A 19,006-nucleotide genomic window follows, 5' to 3' on the forward strand; every position below is an offset into this window, starting at 1 on the left:
TGACGCAGTGGCTGAATACCAGGACCGGGCTTTGCGCCCGCACTCGGGGGTGAACTGCGCCATTGCTCTCGGTGCCGGGCCTGTGATTCAGTGATTCACTGATAGGTGTGTATGGGGTGGTTCAATCCACCAGTGGGGAGTTTCAGGTGTCCGTCGAGTCCGCCAATGAGTCCGTGACCGAGCCGGTGAGCGCCGACCGCTTCGCGCGCGAGGGCCTGGCCGTCCTGAACCGCCTCACCGAGTCCGAGTCCGCGCGCGCCGACGTGAGCGCCGCCGCCGCCCTGATCGCCGACTGCGTCCGCGAGGACGGCGTCGTCCAGGCCTTCGGCACCGGCCACTCCCAGGCCATGGTCCTCGAACTCGCCGGCCGCGCGGGCGGCTTCGTGCCCACGAACCGGATCCAGATGGCCGACCTCGTCCTCTACGGCGGCGATCACCCGAGCGGTCTCGACGACCCGCTCCTCGAACGCGAGCCCGGCATAGCGGTCCGCCTCTACGAACTGGCCGACCCCCGCCCCCAGGACCTCTTCGTCGTCATCTCCAACTCGGGCGTCAACAACGTCATCGTCGAGATGGCCCTGCACGCCAAGGAGCGCGGCCACCGCCTCCTCGCCCTCACCTCCCTCGCCCACACCAGCTCCGTGCCCGCCACCCACCCCAGCGGCAAGAAGCTCGCCGACCTCGCCGACGTCGTCCTCGACAACGCGGCCCCGCGCGGCGACGCGCTGCTGGAGCTGCCGGGCGGCGGCGCCGTCTGCGCCCTGTCCACCCTGACCGGCGTCATGCTCGTCCAGATGACGGTCGCCGAGGCGGCGGCCCAGCTCCTCGCCTCCGGCGACCGCCCCCCGGTCTATGTCTCCGCCAATGTGCCCGGCGGCTTCGAGGGCAACCTGGAGCTGGAGAAGCGGTACGCCGGACGGATCCGGCGTACCGCCAGCTGATCACCCCACGGGTACGGGGGCCAGCGCGACCGCCAGCGGATAGGCGCCGGTCGTCAGCGGTGCCCCGGCGGTGCCGGACGCGGTGTCGACCGGCACCAGCTTGTTGCCGTCGGCCGTGGTGACGTAGGCAGTACGGCCGTTCCAGTCCAGGCCGACGTCGAAGGCGGACCTGCCGACGGTGATCTTCGTGCCGGGGGACCCGGTCACCGTGTCGACGGGCGTGACGTGGTCCCCGGTGCTGGGGCTCACCCACAGCGTCCGCCCGTCCGGTGACAGACCGAGACCGTACGCCTGGCCCGAGACGAGAAGCGTCGGCTCGGTGTCGTTCGTCGCCGTGTCGATCGGAGTCACCGTCGAGCCACCGGAGTTGGACACATAGACCCGCTTCCCGTCCGGCGCGGCGACGACGTTGAAGGGCCGGGGGCCGACGGGGATCTCCGCCCCCGCCTTCCGGGTGTCGAGGTCGACCGGTGTGACGGTGTTGTCGTGGATGTTCGCCACGTACAGCGTGCGGCCGTCCGGCGTGATCGCCATGTTCTCCGGCCCCGACCCGACCGTGACGGTCGCCCCCGCCCGCAACGTGCCGGTGTCCACCGGCTGGACCGTGCCGTCCGTGTAGTTGGCGACCCACAGCGTGCCGCCGTCCGGCGTGAGCGCGAGCCCGGCGGGGACGCGGCCCACGGCGACCGTCGCGGTGACCGCGCCGCGCGCCACGTCGATGACGCTGACCGTGTGGGAGCCCTGGTTCGCGGCGTAGGCGGTACGGCCGTCGGCGCTCACGACCACCTCACCGGGGTTGTCGCCGACTCTGATGTCCGTGCTCTTCCCGGAGGACAGGTCGATCGAACTGACCGAGGCACCACTGAAGTTGGCGGTCAGAGCCCTCGACGAGCCGTCCCCGTCGGTGACCTGGACCGGGATCGCCCGGTCGAGGATGCCGGTGCCGGACACCACGACGGAGTGAACGCCCTCGGTGACACCGGTCAAGGTGACGGTGGCCGAGGCGCTGCCCCCGGCCGGGACGGTGACGGTGCCCTCGGTCGGCGAGGCGGTGACACCGTCCGGCACGTCGAGCTTCCAGGTGACCGTCCGGGCGTCCTCGTCCGAGAAGCTGAGGGTCGCCGACTCGGAGGCACCGGGCTTCAGGCTGAGGGAGCCGGGGACGAAGGAGGCGTCGACGCCGGGGTCGGGGGCGTTCTCCAGCATCGTCGTGTAGAGGAACTGGTCCATCACCCCCGGCGAGACCTGCTCGGGTATGGCGTCGAGTCCCTTGCGTTCGCTCCTCAACTCGGTCCAGTACGCCGAGACCGCCTCGGCGTCGCCCCGCTTGTTGGCGAGCAGCAGATCCACGGCCGTCCGGCCCGCCGTGCCGTACCGGCCGAGCTTGTCGAGCCAGGCCGAAGTCTCCTTCAGGAAACCGGGGTTGGCGAGATGGGCCCGCAACTGGGCGGGCGTGGCGGCCATGTCGGTGAAGTAGGACCGCAGCACGGCCGCCGCCCGGTCGAGGCCGCTGTCCTCCTCGTACGCCTTACGGAAGGCGGCGATGAGCTTGGTCAGCGTCGGGGACTCGGTGGCGTCGAGCTGGGAGGAGTAGTTGCTCTCGGCGAAGATCCGCACCCATTTCGCAGCTTTGGCCGTACCCGCCAGGTCGCGGACGGAGGCGAGGAAGGCGGACCGGGGGTCGTAGGCGTCCGGGTTCCAGAGATGGTCCGCCGAAGTGAACAGGGCGAGCTTGCTCGCCTCGGCCTGGACCATCGGGTTGGCGATGACGCCGACGGACTCACGGGCCACGTCGGCCTCCCGGCCCGTGTACGGGCCCAGCAGGAGACGGCTGGTGACGTAGTCGTTGACCGGGTAGTTGTCCCAGACCAGGATGGGATGCCCGTAGACCTCGCGGGCCTGCCGCACCTGCGCGGCGGTGATCGTCGGCGCGATCACGCCGACGCCGGTCCACTCGACGACCACCTCCGGGTCCAACCGCTCACGCAGCGCCTTCTTGTACGGGGTGTCGGCGAGGTCGGAGTACTCGGTGGGAACCATCTCCAACGGGTCGAGCCCCGTGCGGTCGGCGGAGAACTCCTCCCAGACCCGGTTCAGCAGATGCGCCTGCGCGGCACCGGCGGCCCCGCCCCCGCTGCCGAACTTCTCCTCGTCCGCCGGGCAGTTCCACTTCGTGTAGCTGATGTCGTCCAACGGGATCGCGAAGGAGCGCACACCGATGTCGTACAACGAGGCGAACTTGCGGACCAGCGCGGTGATGTCGCCGTCCGAGGAGTAGCACACCGACAGGCCGGGGGAGAGGGCGTAGGTGAAGCGGACGTGGTGGGCGGCGGCCCGGTCGACGAGTTCGCGCAGCTGGTTCAGCTGGGCGGCCGGGTACGCGTCGCGCCAGCGCTCCCGCAGATACGGGTCGTCCTTGGGGGAGTAGACGTACACGTTCTGCTTGGTGCGACCGTAGAAGTCGAGTTGGCTCAGCCGCTCGGCGTGGGTCCACGGGGTGCCGTAGAAGCCCTCGACGACCCCGCGCAGCTTGGCCGTGGGCCAGTCGCGGACGGTCACCTCGGGGAGGCGTTCGCCGGTGAGGAGCTGACGGAGCGTCTGGGCGGCGTAGAAGGTGCCGGTGGTGTCGGTGCCGGAGAGGGCGAGCAGGGCGCGGCCGGAGTGGCGGCCGGAGGCCAGGACGTATCCCTCCGGCGGCAGCCCGGCGGGTGACGTGACGCCGAGGCGCTTCAACGCGCCCTCGGTGGCCGGGTTTTCACCGGGGCCACCGACGAAGACGGTGAGCCCGGCGGTGGGCGGACGCTCGCCGGCCGGGACGGTGACGATCCGGTCGGCTCCGGCGTCGCGCAGCGCGGTCTCGACGACGCGACGGGCGGCGGGGTCGGTGCCAGGGCCGACGACCTCCACCACCCGGTCGGGGACGGTGAGTTGACGCCCGCCGACCTCGATGTGCCGGGGCGTCGGCCACACCTGGGGGATCGCCGGAGACATCGGCGCCGACGGTGCGGCGGCGGCCGACGGGAGGGAGGGGAGAGTGAGGCTCAGGGCCAGGAGCAGGGCCCAGCGGAGGCGCCGGGGCACGTGGGGTCTGTGGTGTCTGTGGGGGTGTTCGGGGCGTGGGAGGAGAGAGGTGATTGAAGCCATCGAAAGAGGCTAGGGCTGCTGAATCAAGCATTCAATAGCGCATCCTGGGGCAGGAGTTGTTCGAGGGGGCTGCAGCCGCCCTCTTTCGTCGAGTCGGCGTGGATGTCACTGCCGGGCGCAAGGTGGCATGCCCCGTCATCAGGTACATTTCGGGCGTCGCTCTCTCTGGCCCGGCGTCGACCCCGAACGGTGCGTACGGATGAGCTCGCATTCCGCCGATCCCCCGCCTCCCGGCCCGGCCCCCGGTACGGGCAACGGCCCCGCGGTCTCCCGTCGGGAGTTCGACGCGCTCTTCGATGTGCTCTGTACATGGGGGCGCTGGGACCCGGCCGACCGCGGCGCCTGGAACCGGGTGAAGGTGGAGCATGTGCGGCGGGCCACGGCAGGAGTGCGGTCCGGTGTGGTCGTCCCGATGGCGCTGCCCTGGAACACCCGGCACGGCCCGGACAACCGGAAGCCCGCCGTGCATCACATGACCGATCTCGGGGACGTGGAGAGCCCGGAACCCACGACCCACAAGGACTTCATCGCCGCCGACTACCACGGCAAGGGCGTCACGCATCTCGACGCCCTGTGCCATATCGCCTACCGGGGGCGGCTCTACGACGGCCGGGCGGCGCGCGAGGCCGTCGACGCCGCGGGGGCCCGGTTCGGCGCGGTGTCGGAGCTCGGGCCCCTCGTCACCAGGGGGGTGCTGCTCGACCTCCCCGCCGTCCTCGGCGTCCGCTGGCTGGAGCCGGGGCAGGCGGTGCACGCCCGCGATGTCGTCGCGGCGGAGCAGGCGCTCGGTGTGACGGTCGGCGAGGGCGACGCGGTACTGCTGCGCTCCGGACACGTCCGCCGCCGCAAGGAGCTCGGCGCCTGGGACCCCGACGCGGCGAGCGCGGGGTTCCATGTCGACGCCGTACCGCTGCTGGCCGAACGCGGTATCGCGCTGCTCGGCGGAGACGGGGACAGCGATGTACGGCCCTCGCCCGTCGAGGGCGTGCACTCGCCGGTCCACGCCCTGGCCGTGGCCGCGATGGGTGTGCCGCTGCTCGACAACCTCGACCTGGAGGCGCTGGCCGACGCGACCGCCGAGGCGGGGCGGTACGAGTTTCTGCTGGTCGTGGCTCCGCTGAACGTTCCGGGCGGGACGGGCTCGCCCGTCAATCCGGTCGCGGTCCTGTGACGCGGTCCCGATCGGTCATCGCGCGTGGTCACCCCGCGTGCATCGCGCGTGGTCACCCCGCGTGGTCACCCCGCGTGGTCATCGCGCGTGAGGAATCGTGCGAACCGTGACTCGCGTTACTGATGCCCGTATCCTCGTCAATGCCAGATATTTCCGATAAGCGGATTGTCCAGGGCGCGAGTGAGGCCAGTGTGGTGCGGTCCGACGACGAGCCGGTACTCACGGGACGTGCGACAGACGGCACGGGCCCCACCCTTTTCCGTGAGCGGTTTCTGCAGGGTGAGCCGCTGGAGACGGGCGTGCGCGCCTCGATCCTGAACTCCTGGCAGCGCTGCCGGTCCCTGGGGCTCTCGCCGGACCAGTCCGACCTCCCTTTCCGGGACGACTTCGACCGGGACGGCCGGATCGCCCGCGCGGCCGTGCCGGTGCTCGACCGGCTGCAGTCCAGATTCGCCGGCAGCGCGATCAACATCTCCGTCGCCGACGCGAACGGCACGGTTGTCCTGCGCCGTTTCGGCGAGGCGTCGCTGGCCAGAGGCCTCCCGGCGATCCAGACCGTCCCGGGGTTCGTGTTCGCCGAGCGGTTCGCCGGAACCAACGGCATCGGGCTCGCCCTGGCCGAACGGCAGCTCATCCGGGTCTACGGCGCCGAGCACTTCGCCGAACGCTCCCAGGCCAGCGCCTGCCGCGCGCTTCCCGTACGCGACCCGCTCAGCGGCCGTATCGAGGGCGTCCTGTGCTTCGGATATCCGCGCACCTTCGAGGACCCGGCGCTGTCCACCGTGATACTCAAGGCCGCCGCGGCCATCGAACGGCGGCTGCTGGGGCAGAGCTCCGTACGTGAGCGCTCCCTCCTCCGGGCTTACCTGGACGCCCGCAGTGAGGCCGACGCGGGCCCGCACCACAGCGTCGGAGTGGGCGAACTGGCCCTCGGGCTGCGCCCCGGCGACCGGGCCACCCTCCTGGAGAAGGCCGCCGAGCTGATCTCCCGCGCGCAGCGGGCCGCCGTCGAGGTGCCCCTGACGGACGGCCGACGGGTCACGCTTGTGAGCCGCCCGATGACCAGCGCCTCCGGAGTGGAGGGCATCGCCGTCGAGGCCGTCCTTCCCGGCCGTTCGGCACGCGAGTCCCTTGCCGTCCCGCCCCAGGTCGAGGAGGCGCTGAGCTTCCCCGTCGCGCCCGCGGAACCCGCCGAGCCCGGCGACACCCCGGTCGCCCGACGCTTCGCGGGCGTCCCCCTGGTCGTGGCGCCCGGCCCCCTCTCCTCCGTCCCGGCCCCCGGTCACCCGCGCGACACCGCACCCGGCAGGATCACGGTGGGCGTCGACGGCACCACGGCCGACAGCCTCACCGGTGACGGCACCACGGCCGACAGCCTCACCGGCGAAGGCGTCACGACCGGCGGCCTCACCGCTGACGGCGCCACGGCCGGACTCACCACGGCCGACAGCCTCACCGCCGACGGCATCACGACCACGGCCGGCGGCCCGCCGGACGACCGCCTCGGTTCCTCGACCCCCACGAGAGGTCTCGTGATGGTGGGGGAGCCCCATGTCGGCAGCTACGCCCTCGCCGCGCGCCGCCGTCTGGAGCTGCTCTCCGAGGCCAGCGTCCGTATCGGAACCACCCTGGACGTGCGCCGCACCGCGCGGGAACTCGCCGAGACGGCGGTCCCACGCATCGCCGACTTCATCACCATCGACCTGGCCGAGCCCGTACTGCGCGGCGAGGAGGCCGCCGACCCGCGCAGCGACCTGCGCCGCACGGTGGTCCACGGCATCCGCGACGACCTCCCCTTCAGCCCGGTCGGCAAGCAGGTCGACTACGGCCCGACCGCGCCCCAGCTGCGCTGTCTGACCAGCGGGGAGGCGGTGCTGGAACCGGACCTGAAGACGGCCGCGCCCTGGCTCGCGCAGGACCCCGAGCACACCGAACGGCTGCTGAGCCACGTCCACTCCCTCATCGCCGTGCCCCTGGTCGCCCGGGGTGTCGTCCTGGGCGTCGCCGCCTTCTACCGCGCACAGGACCCCGCCCCCTTCGGGGACGACGACCGCTCACTGGCCCAGGAACTCGCCCACCGCGCCGCCCTGTCCATCGACAACGCCCGGCGCTACACGCGCGAACGCACCATGGTCCTGGCCCTGCAGCGCAGCCTGCTCCCGCAGGGCCTGCCCGACCAGGACTCCGTCGAGGTCGCTCATCGCTATCTGCCCGCCGAATCCGACATCGGCGGCGACTGGTACGACGTCATCCCGCTCTCCGGAAGCCGTATCGGCCTCTTCGTCGGTGATGTCGTCGGCCACGGCCTGCTCTCCGCCGCGACGATGGGCCGCGTCCGCACGGCCGCACGCAGCTTCGCCGAGCTCGACTTCCCGCCGGACGAGGTCCTCACCCACCTCGACAACCTCGTGGGCCGACTGGACCGGGAGGATCCCGTCTCCGACGGCGGCGGCATCATCGGCGCGACCTGTCTCTACGCCGTCTACGACCCGACCTCGCAGCTGTGCACCATGGCCCGCGCGGGCCACCCGCCGCCCGCCCTGGTCGACCCCGACGGCACCGTGTCGTTCCCCGAGCTGCCCGCCGGGCCTCCGCTCGGCCTCGGGGGACTGCCCTTCGAAGCCGCGGAGTTCCACCTCGGCGACGGCAGCCAGCTGGTCCTCTACACCGACGGGCTCATCGAGGACCGCGAACGCGACGTCGACGTGGTCCTCGACCAGTTGCGCGCGGCCCTGGCCCACCCCGAGCGCACCCCGGAGGAGACCTGCCGGGTGGTCCTGGACACCGTGGCGCCCGCCCACCCCGGCGACGACATCGCCCTGCTCGTCGCCCGCACCCACGCCTTCGACCCACAACGGATCGCCACCTGGGAGCTGCCCGCCGACCCGGCTCGCGTCAGCGAGGTCCGCGCCGCCGCCCTGCGGCAACTGGCCGACTGGGGCCTCGACGAGGCGGCGTTCGCCGCCGAGCTGATGCTCAGCGAACTGGTCACCAACGCCGTCCGCCACGGCGCCGGGCCCATCCGCGTACGGCTCCTCCACGACCGCTCCCTGATCTGCGAGGTCGCCGACACCAGCGACACCGCCCCGCATCTGCGCCGGGCGGCCACCACCGACGAGGGCGGCCGCGGCCTGTTCCTCGTCGCGCAGCTCTCCCAGAGCTGGGGCACGCGCTACACCCCGGAGGGCAAGGTCATCTGGGCCGAGTGCGGACTCGACGCCGGCTGACGTGATCGGCACCCGGGCGGCCCACTGATCCGTTGGGGTCACAACGGGCGGGCGTGCGGGTAAATGCCGTAAATGTGGTGATATGTGCGGCTACTATCGCTGACGTATCGCACGCACGTCGGGAAGAACCCGTCAGGCCGACCCCCGGAGCTGTCCGTGCACGACGCTCACGACACCTCTGCGCAGCCGGCCCCGCCCAGCGGGGCGGAACCGCTGGTCCGCGTCCGCGGTCTCGCCAAACGGTTCGGCGGGACCCTCGCACTGGCCGGGGTCGACCTCGACGTCCACGCCGGCAGCGTCCTCGCGCTCCTCGGCCCCAACGGAGCCGGAAAGTCCACGCTCATCAAGATCCTCGCCGGCGTCCACCACGCCGACTCGGGCCGGATCACGGTGGACGGACACCCCCTCGGAAGCCACGCCGCCTCCCGCAGCATGTCCTTCATCCACCAGGACCTCGGTCTCGTGGAGTGGATGACGGTCGCCGAGAACATCGCTTTGAGCACCGGATACGCGCGCCGCGCCGGCCTGATCTCCTGGCGGCGCACCCGGGAGCGCTGCACCGAGGCACTGGAGATCGTCGGCGGCCGTCTCGACCCCGACGCGCCGATCGCCCACCTCGACCCCGCCGAGCGGTCCCTGGTCGCCATCGCCCGGGCCCTGGCGGCACGGGCGAAGCTCATCGTCCTCGACGAACCGACCGCCCGGCTCCCCGCCGCCGACTGCGCCCGACTGTTCCGCGTCCTGCACGCCCTGCGGGACCGGGGCCACGGCATCCTCTACGTCAGCCACCGCCTGGACGAGGTGTACGAGGTCGCCGACACCTTCGCCGTCCTGCGTGACGGCCGCCTCGTCAGCCACGGCTCGACGGCGGGCCACAGCCCCGTCCGTCTGGTCCGTGACATCACCGGCGAGGAACCGGCCGGCCGGCGCCCCGCCACGGCCCGCGCCGACGGCTCGGCGGTCCTGACGCTCGACGCCGTACGGACCTCCGGCGCCGGACCGGTCGACCTGGAGCTGAGAGCCGGGGAAGCCCTCGGCCTGGTCGGCCTCTCGGGCGCCGGACACATGGACCTCGGCCGGGCCCTCGCGGGGTCCCGACCGCTCCTCGGGGGACGGGTGCTGCTGGACGGCCGCCCGTACCACCCCCGTACGGTCGCCGACGCCGTCGCACGCGGTGTCGCCTTCGTACCCGGCGACCGACAGCGCGAAGGCTGCCTCGCCGAGCTGACCGTACGGGAGAACCTCCTGCCCAACCCCCACGCCGGGGACGGGCCACCGCCACGCTGGATCGGACCCCGCCGCGAACGCGCCGAGGCGATCGCCCTGATCGACCGGTTCTCGGTCCGGCCCCGCGACAGCGAGGCCGCCATCGCCACCCTGTCCGGCGGAAACCAGCAGAAGGTCATGATCGGCCGCTGGCTCCGGAGCGGACTGCGCCTGCTGATCCTGGAGGAACCGACGGCGAGCGTCGACGTCGGAGCCAAGGCCGCCATCCACCGCCTGCTCGACGAGGCGCTGGCCCACGGCCTCGCGGTCCTCCTCAGCTCCACCGACTTCGAGGAGGTCGCGGGAGTGTGCGGGCGCGCCCTGGTCTTCGTCCGCGGATCCGTGACCGCCGAGCTGAGCGGCCCGGCCCTCACGGTCGCGGGACTGACCCGGGCGGCTTCGGCCATGCCCCCCTCCGGCACCGCGACGAACCCGTGACCGCCCCGCCCTCCCCACGCTCGCGCCGACCGGGCCCGCCGAACCGGCCCGGCCCGCGTGGCGCCCCGGGCGGGCACCTCATCGGCGCCTACGGCCTCCTGGCGCTCACCGCCCTGCTCGTACTGATCTTCTCCATCGCCCTGCCGCGCACCTTCCCCACCCGGGACACCGTCGACTCGATCCTCTCCACGCAGTCGATCCCGGCCGTCCTCGCACTCGCCGCCATGGTCCCCATCGTGACCGGCGCCTTCGACCTCTCCATCGGCTACGGCCTCGGCCTGGCGCACGTCATGGTGCTGTACCTCGTCGTCGACGCGGGCTGGCCCTGGCCGCTCGCCTGTCTCACCGTGATCGTCGGAGGGACGGTCGTGGGCGTCCTCAACGGTGTCATCGTCGAGTTCGGCCGCATCGACTCCTTCATCGCCACACTCGGGACCGGCAGCATGATGTACGCCGTGACCGGCTGGATCACCGACGGCGGCCGGATCGTCCCCGGCCCGGACGGCCTGCCGGCCGCCTTCACCGACCTCTACACCTCCACGTTCCTCGGCCTCCCCGTTCCCGCGTTCTACGTGCTGGCGCTCGCGGTCGCCCTCTGGCTGGTGCTGGAGCGGCTGCCGATCGGCCGGTACCTGTACGTCGTCGGGTCCAACCCGCGCGCTGCCGACCTCGTCGGCATCCCGGTCCGCACCTACATCGTCTGCGCCTTCGCCGCGTCGGGCCTGATCGTCGGCTGCGCCGGAGTACTGCTCGCGGCCCAGCAGCAGCTCGGCAATCCGAGCGTCGGCCTCGACTACCTGCTGCCGGCCTTCGTCGGTGCTCTCCTCGGCTCCACCGCGATCAGACCCGGCCGCCCCAACGCCATGGGCACCCTCGTCGCCGTCGCCGTCCTCGCCGTCGGGCTCACCGGCATCGCCCAGATGGGCGCCGACTTCTGGACGGTCCCGCTGTTCCACGGCGGCACCCTGCTCCTCGCCGTCGGCCTGGCCGGATACGCCGCCCGCCGCCGGGTACGCACCGGCGTCCTCGCGGCCCGCGACGCGCCCGCCACCACGCCGGAGCCGCCGTCGGGCGGTGGCACGAAGGGCGGCACTCCGTGATCCGAGCCGTGCGCACCGCCGCCGTGCCCGGCGCGTTCTCCCGCTCGTCCCTCCGCGAGGAGTCTTCCGTGCACCACCACCGCAAGGCCGCCCCCGGCGCGCGCAAGGCCCGGTACGCGGCGACCGCTCTGCTGACCGCCACCGTCCTGCTCGCCGCCTGCGAACGCGGATCATCGAAGAGCCCGGACGACCCCGCGTCGGGCCCGAGCGGCTGCCCCGCGGCCCAGGCCGGGGCCGAGGCCGCCGTCGGCCGGGCGGAGCGGACCGACGTCCCCTGGAACGGCCCGACCACCGGCCCCACGGCGGTGACCGACAAGACCATCGTCTACGTCGCCCAGACCATGACCAATCCCGGAGTCGCCGGCGCCGCCGAAGGGGTCCGGGAAGCCGCGCGGGTCATCGGCTGGACCGTCCGGGTGATCGACGGCGGCGGTACCCCCGCCGGCATCCAGGCGGCGATGAGCGAGGCCGTGGCCCTCAGGCCCTCGGGCATCGTCATCGGCGGGTTCGACCCCAACGCGACCTCGCAGCAGGTCGCACGGGCCGATGAAGCGGGCATCCCGCTCATCGGCTGGCACGCGGTCGCCGCACCCGGCCCCAGCCGGCAACCCGAGCTCTTCACCAACGTCACCACCCAGGTCGAGGACGTCGCCACGATCAGCGCGCAATGGGTCATCTCGACCTCGAACGGCACCGCCGGAGTCGTGATCTTCACCGACGCCTCGATCCCCTTCGCCAAGAACAAGTCCGACCTGATCAGAGAAGAACTCGCCACCTGCTCGGGCGTGCGACTCCTGTCGTACGAGAACATCCCGATCGCCGACGCGAGCAGCCGCACGCCCCGCGAGGTCTCCTCACTGCTCTCCCGCTTCCAGGACCGGTGGACGCACTCCGTCGCCATCAACGACCTGTACTTCGCCGACGCCGCCGCGGCCTTCCGCGCGGCCGGCAAGGACGGTTCGGGGCCGCCCTTCAACATCGGCGCCGGGGACGGCGACCCCTCCGCCTTCCAGCGCATCAACAGCGAGCAGTACCAGTCGGCCACCGTCCCCGAACCGCTCACCCAGCAGGGCTGGCAGATCGTCGACGAGTTCAACCGCGCCTTCTCCGACCGCCCCGCCAGCGGCTACGTGGCCCCCGTCCACATCAGTACGGCCGACAACAGCGACGCCGCCACGAGCTGGGATCCGTCGGGCTACCGGGAGGGGTACCGGAAGATCTGGGGCAGGTGACAGGGCTGCCGGGCCAGGTCGGCGCGGAGCGGGCGGGTCACAGGCGCAGGACGATCAGCGCGGTGTCGTCGGTGGTGCCGGAGGGCGGAAGGAGATCGGCCAGGAGAGCGTCGGCCAGGGCCTCGGGGTCGTACTTCCGATGGCGGGCGAGGGAGTCGGCGAGACGGGCCAGACCGGTGTCGATGCCCTCGGTACGGCGTTCGATCAGCCCGTCGGTGTACAGGACCAGGGCGGCGTCGTCGACGAACGGGATGCGGGCCTCGGGGCGGGACATGTGGGTGGGCCGGGCGGCGAGCGGAGGGTCGGTGGCGCTGTCGAGGAAGGTGACGGTGCCGTCGGGGTGCACCAGGGCGGGCGGCGGGTGGCCCGCGCAGCTGTAGGTGATGGTGTGGCTGTCCCAGTCGATGAAGGTCGTCACGACGGTGGTCGCCTCGGCGCCCTCGACGGAGCGGGCGTACAGGTCGAGGGCCTCCAGAGCCTGAGCCGGACCGTGGGCGACGCGGGTGGCGCCGCTCAGGGCACTGCGCAGCTGTCCCATGGCGCAGGCGGCCGCCAGACCGTGGCCGACGACATCGCCGACGGCGACCGCGAGACCCTCGCTGGGCAGGCCGACCAGGTCGTACCAGTCGCCGCACACGTTCAGCGCGCCGATGGCCGGCCGGTACCGTACGGCCGCGTCGTGCGGCCCGGTCGGGCCGGGCGAGGGCAGCATCGCCGCCTGCAGGGCAAGAGCCACCTCGCGTTCGTGGGCGTGCGCCGTGCGCAGCCGTTCGTTGACCTCCTGAAGTTCGCGGGCGCGGGTGTACAGCTCGGCCTCCAGCACCCGGGCCCGGCTGTCGCCGCCGGGGGTGCCGTCGCCAGGGCCGCCGCGGGCGCGGATGAGTTCGGTGACCTCCTCCACCCGGTGCACGATCAGTGCCACTTTCCCGTCGGGGCCGAGGACGGGCGCGTTGACCGGGCTCCAGTAGTGCTCCTGCCAGTGCCCGGGCCGCTGCGGATCCTCGATGTCGTAGCGGAGCAGCGCCATCGTGTCGCGCTCGCCGGTGGCCACCGTACGGAGCATCGACGCCTCGGTCTCCCGCATGCCCGCCGCGGCCGGTTCGTTCGGGTTCTCGGGGAAGACGTCGAAGATGTAGCGGCCCAGCAACTGCTCGCGGGTGCGCCCGGCCAGACGCAGGAAGTCGTCGTTGGCGTCGACGTACACCAGATCGGGGGTGAGCAACGCCACCATGCCGGGCAGAGCCCGGAAGACCTCCGCATAGTCGATATGCGGTTCCTTCATGTCCAGCCTGCCTCGGCGCCGAGCGTCACTGTGCCGTTCCACCTTAGGCGTGAACACCCTGCACGGCCCGACAGTGCCGGGATATCAGCACCGAGGCAGCCTTGATCCGCTGCTCCGGACGCCCTACGACAGCCCGTCACCACCTGCCACGAACGCCTTCCACGCACCCGCGACCCCCGCTGGGACCGCATCAGGACTCAGAACCGAAAGAGTGAAGCTCCAGGGGGAACAGTTTCGGCCCGATTGCATCGCCGCGACTACGGAATGTTGCATTCCGTGGCCGCTCGGTAGCCGGCTCTCCTAACGTGATCGCATGAGCGAAGATCGCGCTTTCTCGGTTCGATCCCTTCGGGATCTGGTGTCGAACGAGGCGTGGGCGGGGCTGACCCGCTACCCGTCCTGGTGCTACCCGTCGGCGACGACCCTCTTGAGGCAGGGGACACGCGGAACCCATGTGCTCGTCCTGATCAGTGGAATGGTGAAAGTGGTCCGTACGGACCGAGACGGCCGACAGCGGCTGCTCGCCTTCCGCGGGCCGGGGGAGATCTTGGGGGAGATGGCGCTCCAGCATGGGGGAGAGCGGCTGGCCGACGTGCGGACTATGAGCACATGCAAAGCATCTGTGGTCCCCGCGGAAGACTTCCGCCGCTTCGTGTGCGATCACCAGCTCGCGGACCCACTCGCCGTGCTGGCGTCCAGCCGGCTGCTCGAGCAGACCGAAATCTTCGACGGCGCCGTGCACGAACGCCTGGCCAAGGCGTTGCTCCGCCTGGTCGAGGTCTCCGGTGGCGAGCGCTCGTTCTCCCTCACCAGGGAAGATCTCGCCCAGCACATCGGAGTGAGCCGCGACACCGTCAGCAAGGCCCTGACGCAGCTCGGCCCGGGGCAGGTGGAGTTCGCGAGGAACCGTATCCAGGTGACCGGTGTGGAAGCCCTGCGGAGGACCCTCGGCCTGTCCTCCGGCGAGTGACAGGCGCGTGACCCACATCACATGTTGTCCGCGTTCGCGAAGCGGAGCGTCCGCGAACCCGCTGTGAAGCTTCGGGTGGCACAGCACCTCGAACACCCATGCACCGTCCGGCCCTTGACGGCCGGACGGGACTTCACGGAGGAGTGACACATGCGCGAGTTCTTCGGCGAACCGGCCCAGGACGGCGCGGGCCCTTACACCCGCAGCCGTGCGCTGCCCGCCTACCGGGGAATCCTGGCCGTGGACGCCAAGGGGTTCACGGGACATCCGGCCATCGAGCACGAGGCCATCAGCCGTGCCGTACCCGACCTCCTCAAGACCGCCATGAACAGGGCGGGACTCGAAGAGCTCTGGAACGACCGCAAGTTCCCCGCCTCGACCGGCGACGGCTACGTCTTCGGCTTCGACCCCACCCTGATGCCCTTCGTGGTCCACCCCCTGCTGCTCACCCTCCAGGACGTCCTCACCGACTACAACGTCCTGTCCTACGGCGCCGTACCCATCAGGCTCCGAGCCAGCCTGCACATCGGCCCGCTGCCGGACACCGGCGACGAGTTCAGCGGGAACGGCACGGCGCGCAACGACACGCACCGGCTCCTCGACTCCCGCCCCGTCAAGGCCGTACTCGCCTCGCACAAGGAGAACATCACGCACCTCGCCGCCATCCTCTCCCAGCGCTGCTACGAGGACGCCGTCGCCAGTGGGTACACCGGGCGGCACCCCGACCACTTCGTGGAGGTGGCCGCGACGGTCGACGGCAAGCCTTTCGCCCAGCAGGCGTGGATCTACGTACCCCAGCCGTCCGGGCCGCTGTACGAGGAGGCCGCCCTGGCCGCCCCCGCCGATCCGGCCGCCGGGAGCCGGGTGCCGGAGGATGCCCGTCCGCCGGAGAGCTCCGGGACGCAGGGCCCGCGGGTGAGGAACAGCGCTCCCCACGGCAACATCAACACGGGCACGGTGCACGGCGGCCAGAGCGTGGCGAACCACCACGTCGCCGGTGACCACGTCGAAGGAAGCAAGGCCCATCACGTCCGCGGTTTCCAGGGCGACCAGGTCCGCGGCGACAAGTACCAGGGGCGACCGTGACGTCGGACGGAGGGGTGGTACCCCCCGAACTGCCCGGCCCCCCGCGGCCGGCACCCGATGTCCCGCCCGAGGGCGAGTCGCCGCGCACCGAACCGGAGCACGACGTCTCCGAGTTGCTCGACGCCATGGGCGGAGCCACCGGTACCCGGGGGCCGTTCGTGTACGCCCCGTACGGAAACGTCAACGCCGGCTCGGTCCACGGTGGTCAACGTGTGCACACCAGACAGACGGACGACCGGCGGACGGCCCGGGCGGCCAGGGTGCGTGAGGGACCGATCCCCGAGGCGGAGGTACGAGCCGCCGCATTCGGGTTCGCGGAACCCGAATGGTTCGAGACAGCCTTGGCGGAGCTGGACGGAGGGCTGCTCTTCCTGGCCGGCCGTCCGGGATCCGGCCGCCGCACCGCGGCGCTCAACCTGCTGCGCGCGTACTGCGGGGACGGGGCCCCGCTGCGGGCCCTGGACAGCGTCACCGAACTGGACCGTTGGCGGCCCACCGACACCTCGGCCCGCGGCTACCTCGTGGACGGACTGTTCCCGTCCCGGCCGTTCGGGCCCGGTGTGCTCGGGCATGTGCGTTCCCTGCTGAAGGACGCCGGGGCGCGCATGGTGATCGTCCTTCCCGACGACACGGCCCTGCTGCGCCGCCTCGAACAGGACCTCCACGTCAGTCCCCTCACCTGCCAACCACCCCCGGCCTCCGCGGTGTTCGGCAGCCGCTTCGAAGCCGTGGTGCCGGACCAGCGCGAGCGGGAGCGCCTGCTGGCCGCGCTGGACCGCCATGAGCTGGGGGAACTCCTGGTCCCCGAGCTGGTGCCGGCGGAGGTGGTCGAGCTGGTCACGGCCATCGTCTCGGCCGACGGCGACGCGCAGGCTCTCGGCGACCTCGGGGCTCGGCTGAGCCACCGGGTCGAGCAGGAAGTACCGGAACTCGTCGGCGAGTTGCGCGACGACCCGGACGCCCTGTCCTTGTTGCTGGCCGTCTGCGTCTACGAAGGGCTGGACCACCGGATCGTCAGGGAGGAGGCCGACCGGCTGCTGGAGCTTTCCGAGGGGCGTCTGACGGCCGTGCTGCCGGCGACCGATTCCCAAGGCGCCGAGACCGCCGAGCGCCCCAACCCGGACTTCGTCTTCCGGCGTTCTCTGACGGAGCTGCTGCACGCCGTCCACGCCACCCGTCAGACCCGTGAGATCCGCACGGGAGGTGACTACGCGCACACCGTGGAACCGGTCGTCTTCGTCAGGCACCGTCAGGCGGAGGCCGTGCTCAGGCATGTATGGCGTGAGTACGGGCAGTTGTCGGACCTGCTCGTCAGATGGCTGAGCGAGGTGCATCGCGACAGCGAACTGACCCAGCCGGTGGGCCGGGTCATGGGCATGGCGGCGAGCTGGGGAGGCGGACGCCGGGCGTTGCGCCACGTCCAGACCCTCGCCGAGTCCGAGCGCACCACCAGCCGTCTCATCGCGGCGCATGCCCTCGGCATCGCGGCCGAGGACCCCGTACTGGTCGCGGAGGTGCGCTATCGCCTTCAGCGCTGGAGTCTGGCGGTCAGCCCGCAGCTGAGGACCACGGTGGCCTACGCGTGCGGTGCGGAGTTCGGGCTGTCGCGTCCCGATGCCGCCCTGCGGCTGCTCAGCACCCTCCTTCGTGGCGTGCGGACCCGCGACCGGGAGGACGAGGGACAGGCCCGGGTCCGTCTGGCGGTACGGGTGGCGGTCCAGCATCTGTTCCAGGCGGGCAACGAGGAGAACGTGTTCGACCGCCTGCTGCGGTGGCTGGGCGAGGAGCAGGCCGACACCGAACAACTTCTGTCACTGTTCGGCCAGTTGGTGCAGTCCCCGCAGTGGTTCCAGCAGCACCTTGCCGACGGGACCGCCGAGGGGCGGCTCATCGCGGAAGTGATCGGCCGGGCACTGAACGCGGACAGTTCGTTCGACGCGACCTGCGCCGCCGTGCTGCGGTGGGCCGACTGGGGACGGTGGGACGCGTCGTTGTTCCGCGCGGTGGAGAACCTGTTCACCGCTTTGGCTCGCTCCATGCGATACGGCGAGTTCCGGCTCTTCGTCGAGATGGACCAAGCAGACACCGACGGCTGGGCGGGTCGAGACATCGCACGGACCGCGCTCGACAGATGGCGGAGCGGCGAACAAGGGGAGGCGGCATGAGTGACGAGTCGGCCGAGCGTCTCTACCACCGGACGGCCAGACCGCCCTGGCGGGAGATCCTCAGTCACCGCTGGTCCGCAGCGACGGACTGGTCCCTCGTCCTCAGGGATGCCGCCGGTGACCATTACGTCCTCGGCCGCCGTGGAGACCCCGACGACTCCGGCGCACATGTGCCCGCCCCCGACGAGGCCGCGGCACCCGCGCTGGGCGGCAGCTACACCGACGTCTTTCGTGTGGACATGACCGAGCACGTGGACACCCGTGCCGTCGGCCTGCCCACGGTGTACGGCACGGAATCGGTGGATCTGTGGGTGTCGTGGTGGGTGCACGATCCGGTGCGCGTCGTGCGCACGAAGACCCTGCACGGCTGGCATGTGATCCGCACCCATCTCACCCGGTCCCTGCGTCGGCTGGCCGACACCCAGACGACGGCAGGCAACGGGCTCGGGGCACCGGAGATCATGCAGCACCTCGGCCTGCCGCAGCGCGTCGAGGAAACGGGCTTGAGCTACCGGGTGTTCGACGTACGGCTTCGGGAGACCGGTGAGGAACTCCTCCTCGGCCGGACGGACGACGAAGGAGTCTCCTACTCCTGGACGGCCAGCCGGCGCGGCGAGTACGAGTTCTGCCGCCAGGCGCTCCACTCCGGGCCGGTCTCCCTGGCGGCGCTCTGGCTGCTCAGGCACCCCGATCAGGTGAGGCAGGTGCTGGACTGGTCGGTCGACCACCAGGACCTGCTCAGCCCACCGCGCTCCGACTGGCAGGAAGAATTGGCCTCTTTGCTCGGAACACTGTCCGAGCAGGAAAAGAAAGAGATCTCCTACCTTCTGCGTGACCGCATCTCCGCGCTGGGACGTCACGTTCCCGGTGTTGCCATCTGATCGGAGAAACCGCATTCGACATTCGAATAGAGAAACGGGCACGCTGCCTTCGGGCAGCGTGCCCTTCCCTTTGTGTGCCGGGCCCGTGCCCTTTGCACGCCTC

Annotated in this window: 12 protein-coding genes; 10 read left to right on the forward strand and 2 right to left on the reverse strand. The window is 71.5% G+C overall.

The window, feature by feature from the left end:
- Positions 1–146: 146 nt before the first annotated feature.
- Positions 147–941, forward strand: coding sequence for an SIS domain-containing protein (locus tag JIX56_RS40345; protein WP_257548484.1), 795 nt, complete (start codon positions 147–149; stop codon positions 939–941).
- On the opposite strand, the gene JIX56_RS40350 is transcribed toward JIX56_RS40345, so the two are convergent.
- Positions 942–4,022 carry a beta-N-acetylglucosaminidase domain-containing protein gene (locus tag JIX56_RS40350; protein WP_257548485.1) on the reverse strand — a complete coding sequence of 1,027 codons (3,081 nt, stop codon included), beginning with the start codon at positions 4,020–4,022 and terminating at the stop codon, positions 942–944.
- 262 nt (positions 4,023–4,284) lie between these two features.
- Between JIX56_RS40350 and JIX56_RS40355 the strand changes: the two genes are divergently transcribed.
- The 5 genes from JIX56_RS40355 (at position 4,285) to JIX56_RS40375 (ending at position 12,519) form a co-directional block, all read left to right on the forward strand.
- On the forward strand, positions 4,285–5,256 hold the full coding sequence (locus JIX56_RS40355; protein ID WP_257548486.1) for a cyclase family protein: 972 nt from the start codon (positions 4,285–4,287) through the stop codon (positions 5,254–5,256).
- A 191-nt stretch (positions 5,257–5,447) separates the two neighbouring features.
- On the forward strand, positions 5,448–8,483 hold the full coding sequence (locus JIX56_RS40360; protein WP_257548487.1) for a SpoIIE family protein phosphatase: 3,036 nt from the start codon (positions 5,448–5,450) through the stop codon (positions 8,481–8,483).
- A gap of 156 nt (positions 8,484–8,639) precedes the next feature.
- A complete protein-coding gene (locus tag JIX56_RS40365) occupies positions 8,640–10,187 on the forward strand; it encodes a sugar ABC transporter ATP-binding protein (RefSeq protein WP_257548488.1) in 1,548 nt (515 codons plus the stop codon).
- Entirely contained in the window at positions 10,184–11,287 is a 1,104-nt protein-coding gene (locus JIX56_RS40370) for an ABC transporter permease (RefSeq protein WP_257548489.1), read from the forward strand. Before JIX56_RS40365 ends, JIX56_RS40370 begins: the two co-directional genes overlap by 4 nt.
- A gap of 68 nt (positions 11,288–11,355) precedes the next feature.
- Entirely contained in the window at positions 11,356–12,519 is a 1,164-nt protein-coding gene (locus JIX56_RS40375) for a substrate-binding domain-containing protein (RefSeq protein WP_257551395.1), read from the forward strand.
- 37 nt (positions 12,520–12,556) lie between these two features.
- Here JIX56_RS40375 and JIX56_RS40380 read toward each other — a convergent pair whose 3' ends face one another.
- Entirely contained in the window at positions 12,557–13,801 is a 1,245-nt protein-coding gene (locus JIX56_RS40380; RefSeq protein ID WP_257548490.1) for a PP2C family protein-serine/threonine phosphatase, read from the reverse strand.
- 313 nt (positions 13,802–14,114) lie between these two features.
- Here JIX56_RS40380 and JIX56_RS40385 point away from each other — a divergent pair, with 313 nt between their 5' ends.
- From JIX56_RS40385 to JIX56_RS40400, 4 genes are all read left to right on the forward strand, one after another.
- Positions 14,115–14,771 carry a Crp/Fnr family transcriptional regulator gene (locus tag JIX56_RS40385; protein WP_257548491.1) on the forward strand — a complete coding sequence of 219 codons (657 nt, stop codon included), beginning with the start codon at positions 14,115–14,117 and terminating at the stop codon, positions 14,769–14,771.
- Positions 14,772–14,921: 150 nt separating this feature from the next.
- Positions 14,922–15,857, forward strand: coding sequence for a hypothetical protein (locus JIX56_RS40390; RefSeq protein ID WP_257548492.1), 936 nt, complete (start codon positions 14,922–14,924; stop codon positions 15,855–15,857).
- Entirely contained in the window at positions 15,854–18,022 is a 2,169-nt protein-coding gene (locus tag JIX56_RS40395; RefSeq protein WP_257548493.1) for a hypothetical protein, read from the forward strand. The genes JIX56_RS40390 and JIX56_RS40395 overlap by 4 nt, the downstream gene beginning before the upstream one ends.
- Positions 18,019–18,903 (forward strand): hypothetical protein, encoded by an 885-nt coding sequence (locus JIX56_RS40400; RefSeq protein ID WP_257548494.1) that lies wholly within the window; start codon positions 18,019–18,021, stop codon positions 18,901–18,903. The genes JIX56_RS40395 and JIX56_RS40400 overlap by 4 nt, the downstream gene beginning before the upstream one ends.
- Positions 18,904–19,006: the final 103 nt, after the last annotated feature.

Source organism: Streptomyces sp. CA-210063, assembly GCF_024612015.1.
In the GTDB taxonomy this organism is placed as follows: Bacteria; Actinomycetota; Actinomycetes; order Streptomycetales; family Streptomycetaceae; genus Streptomyces.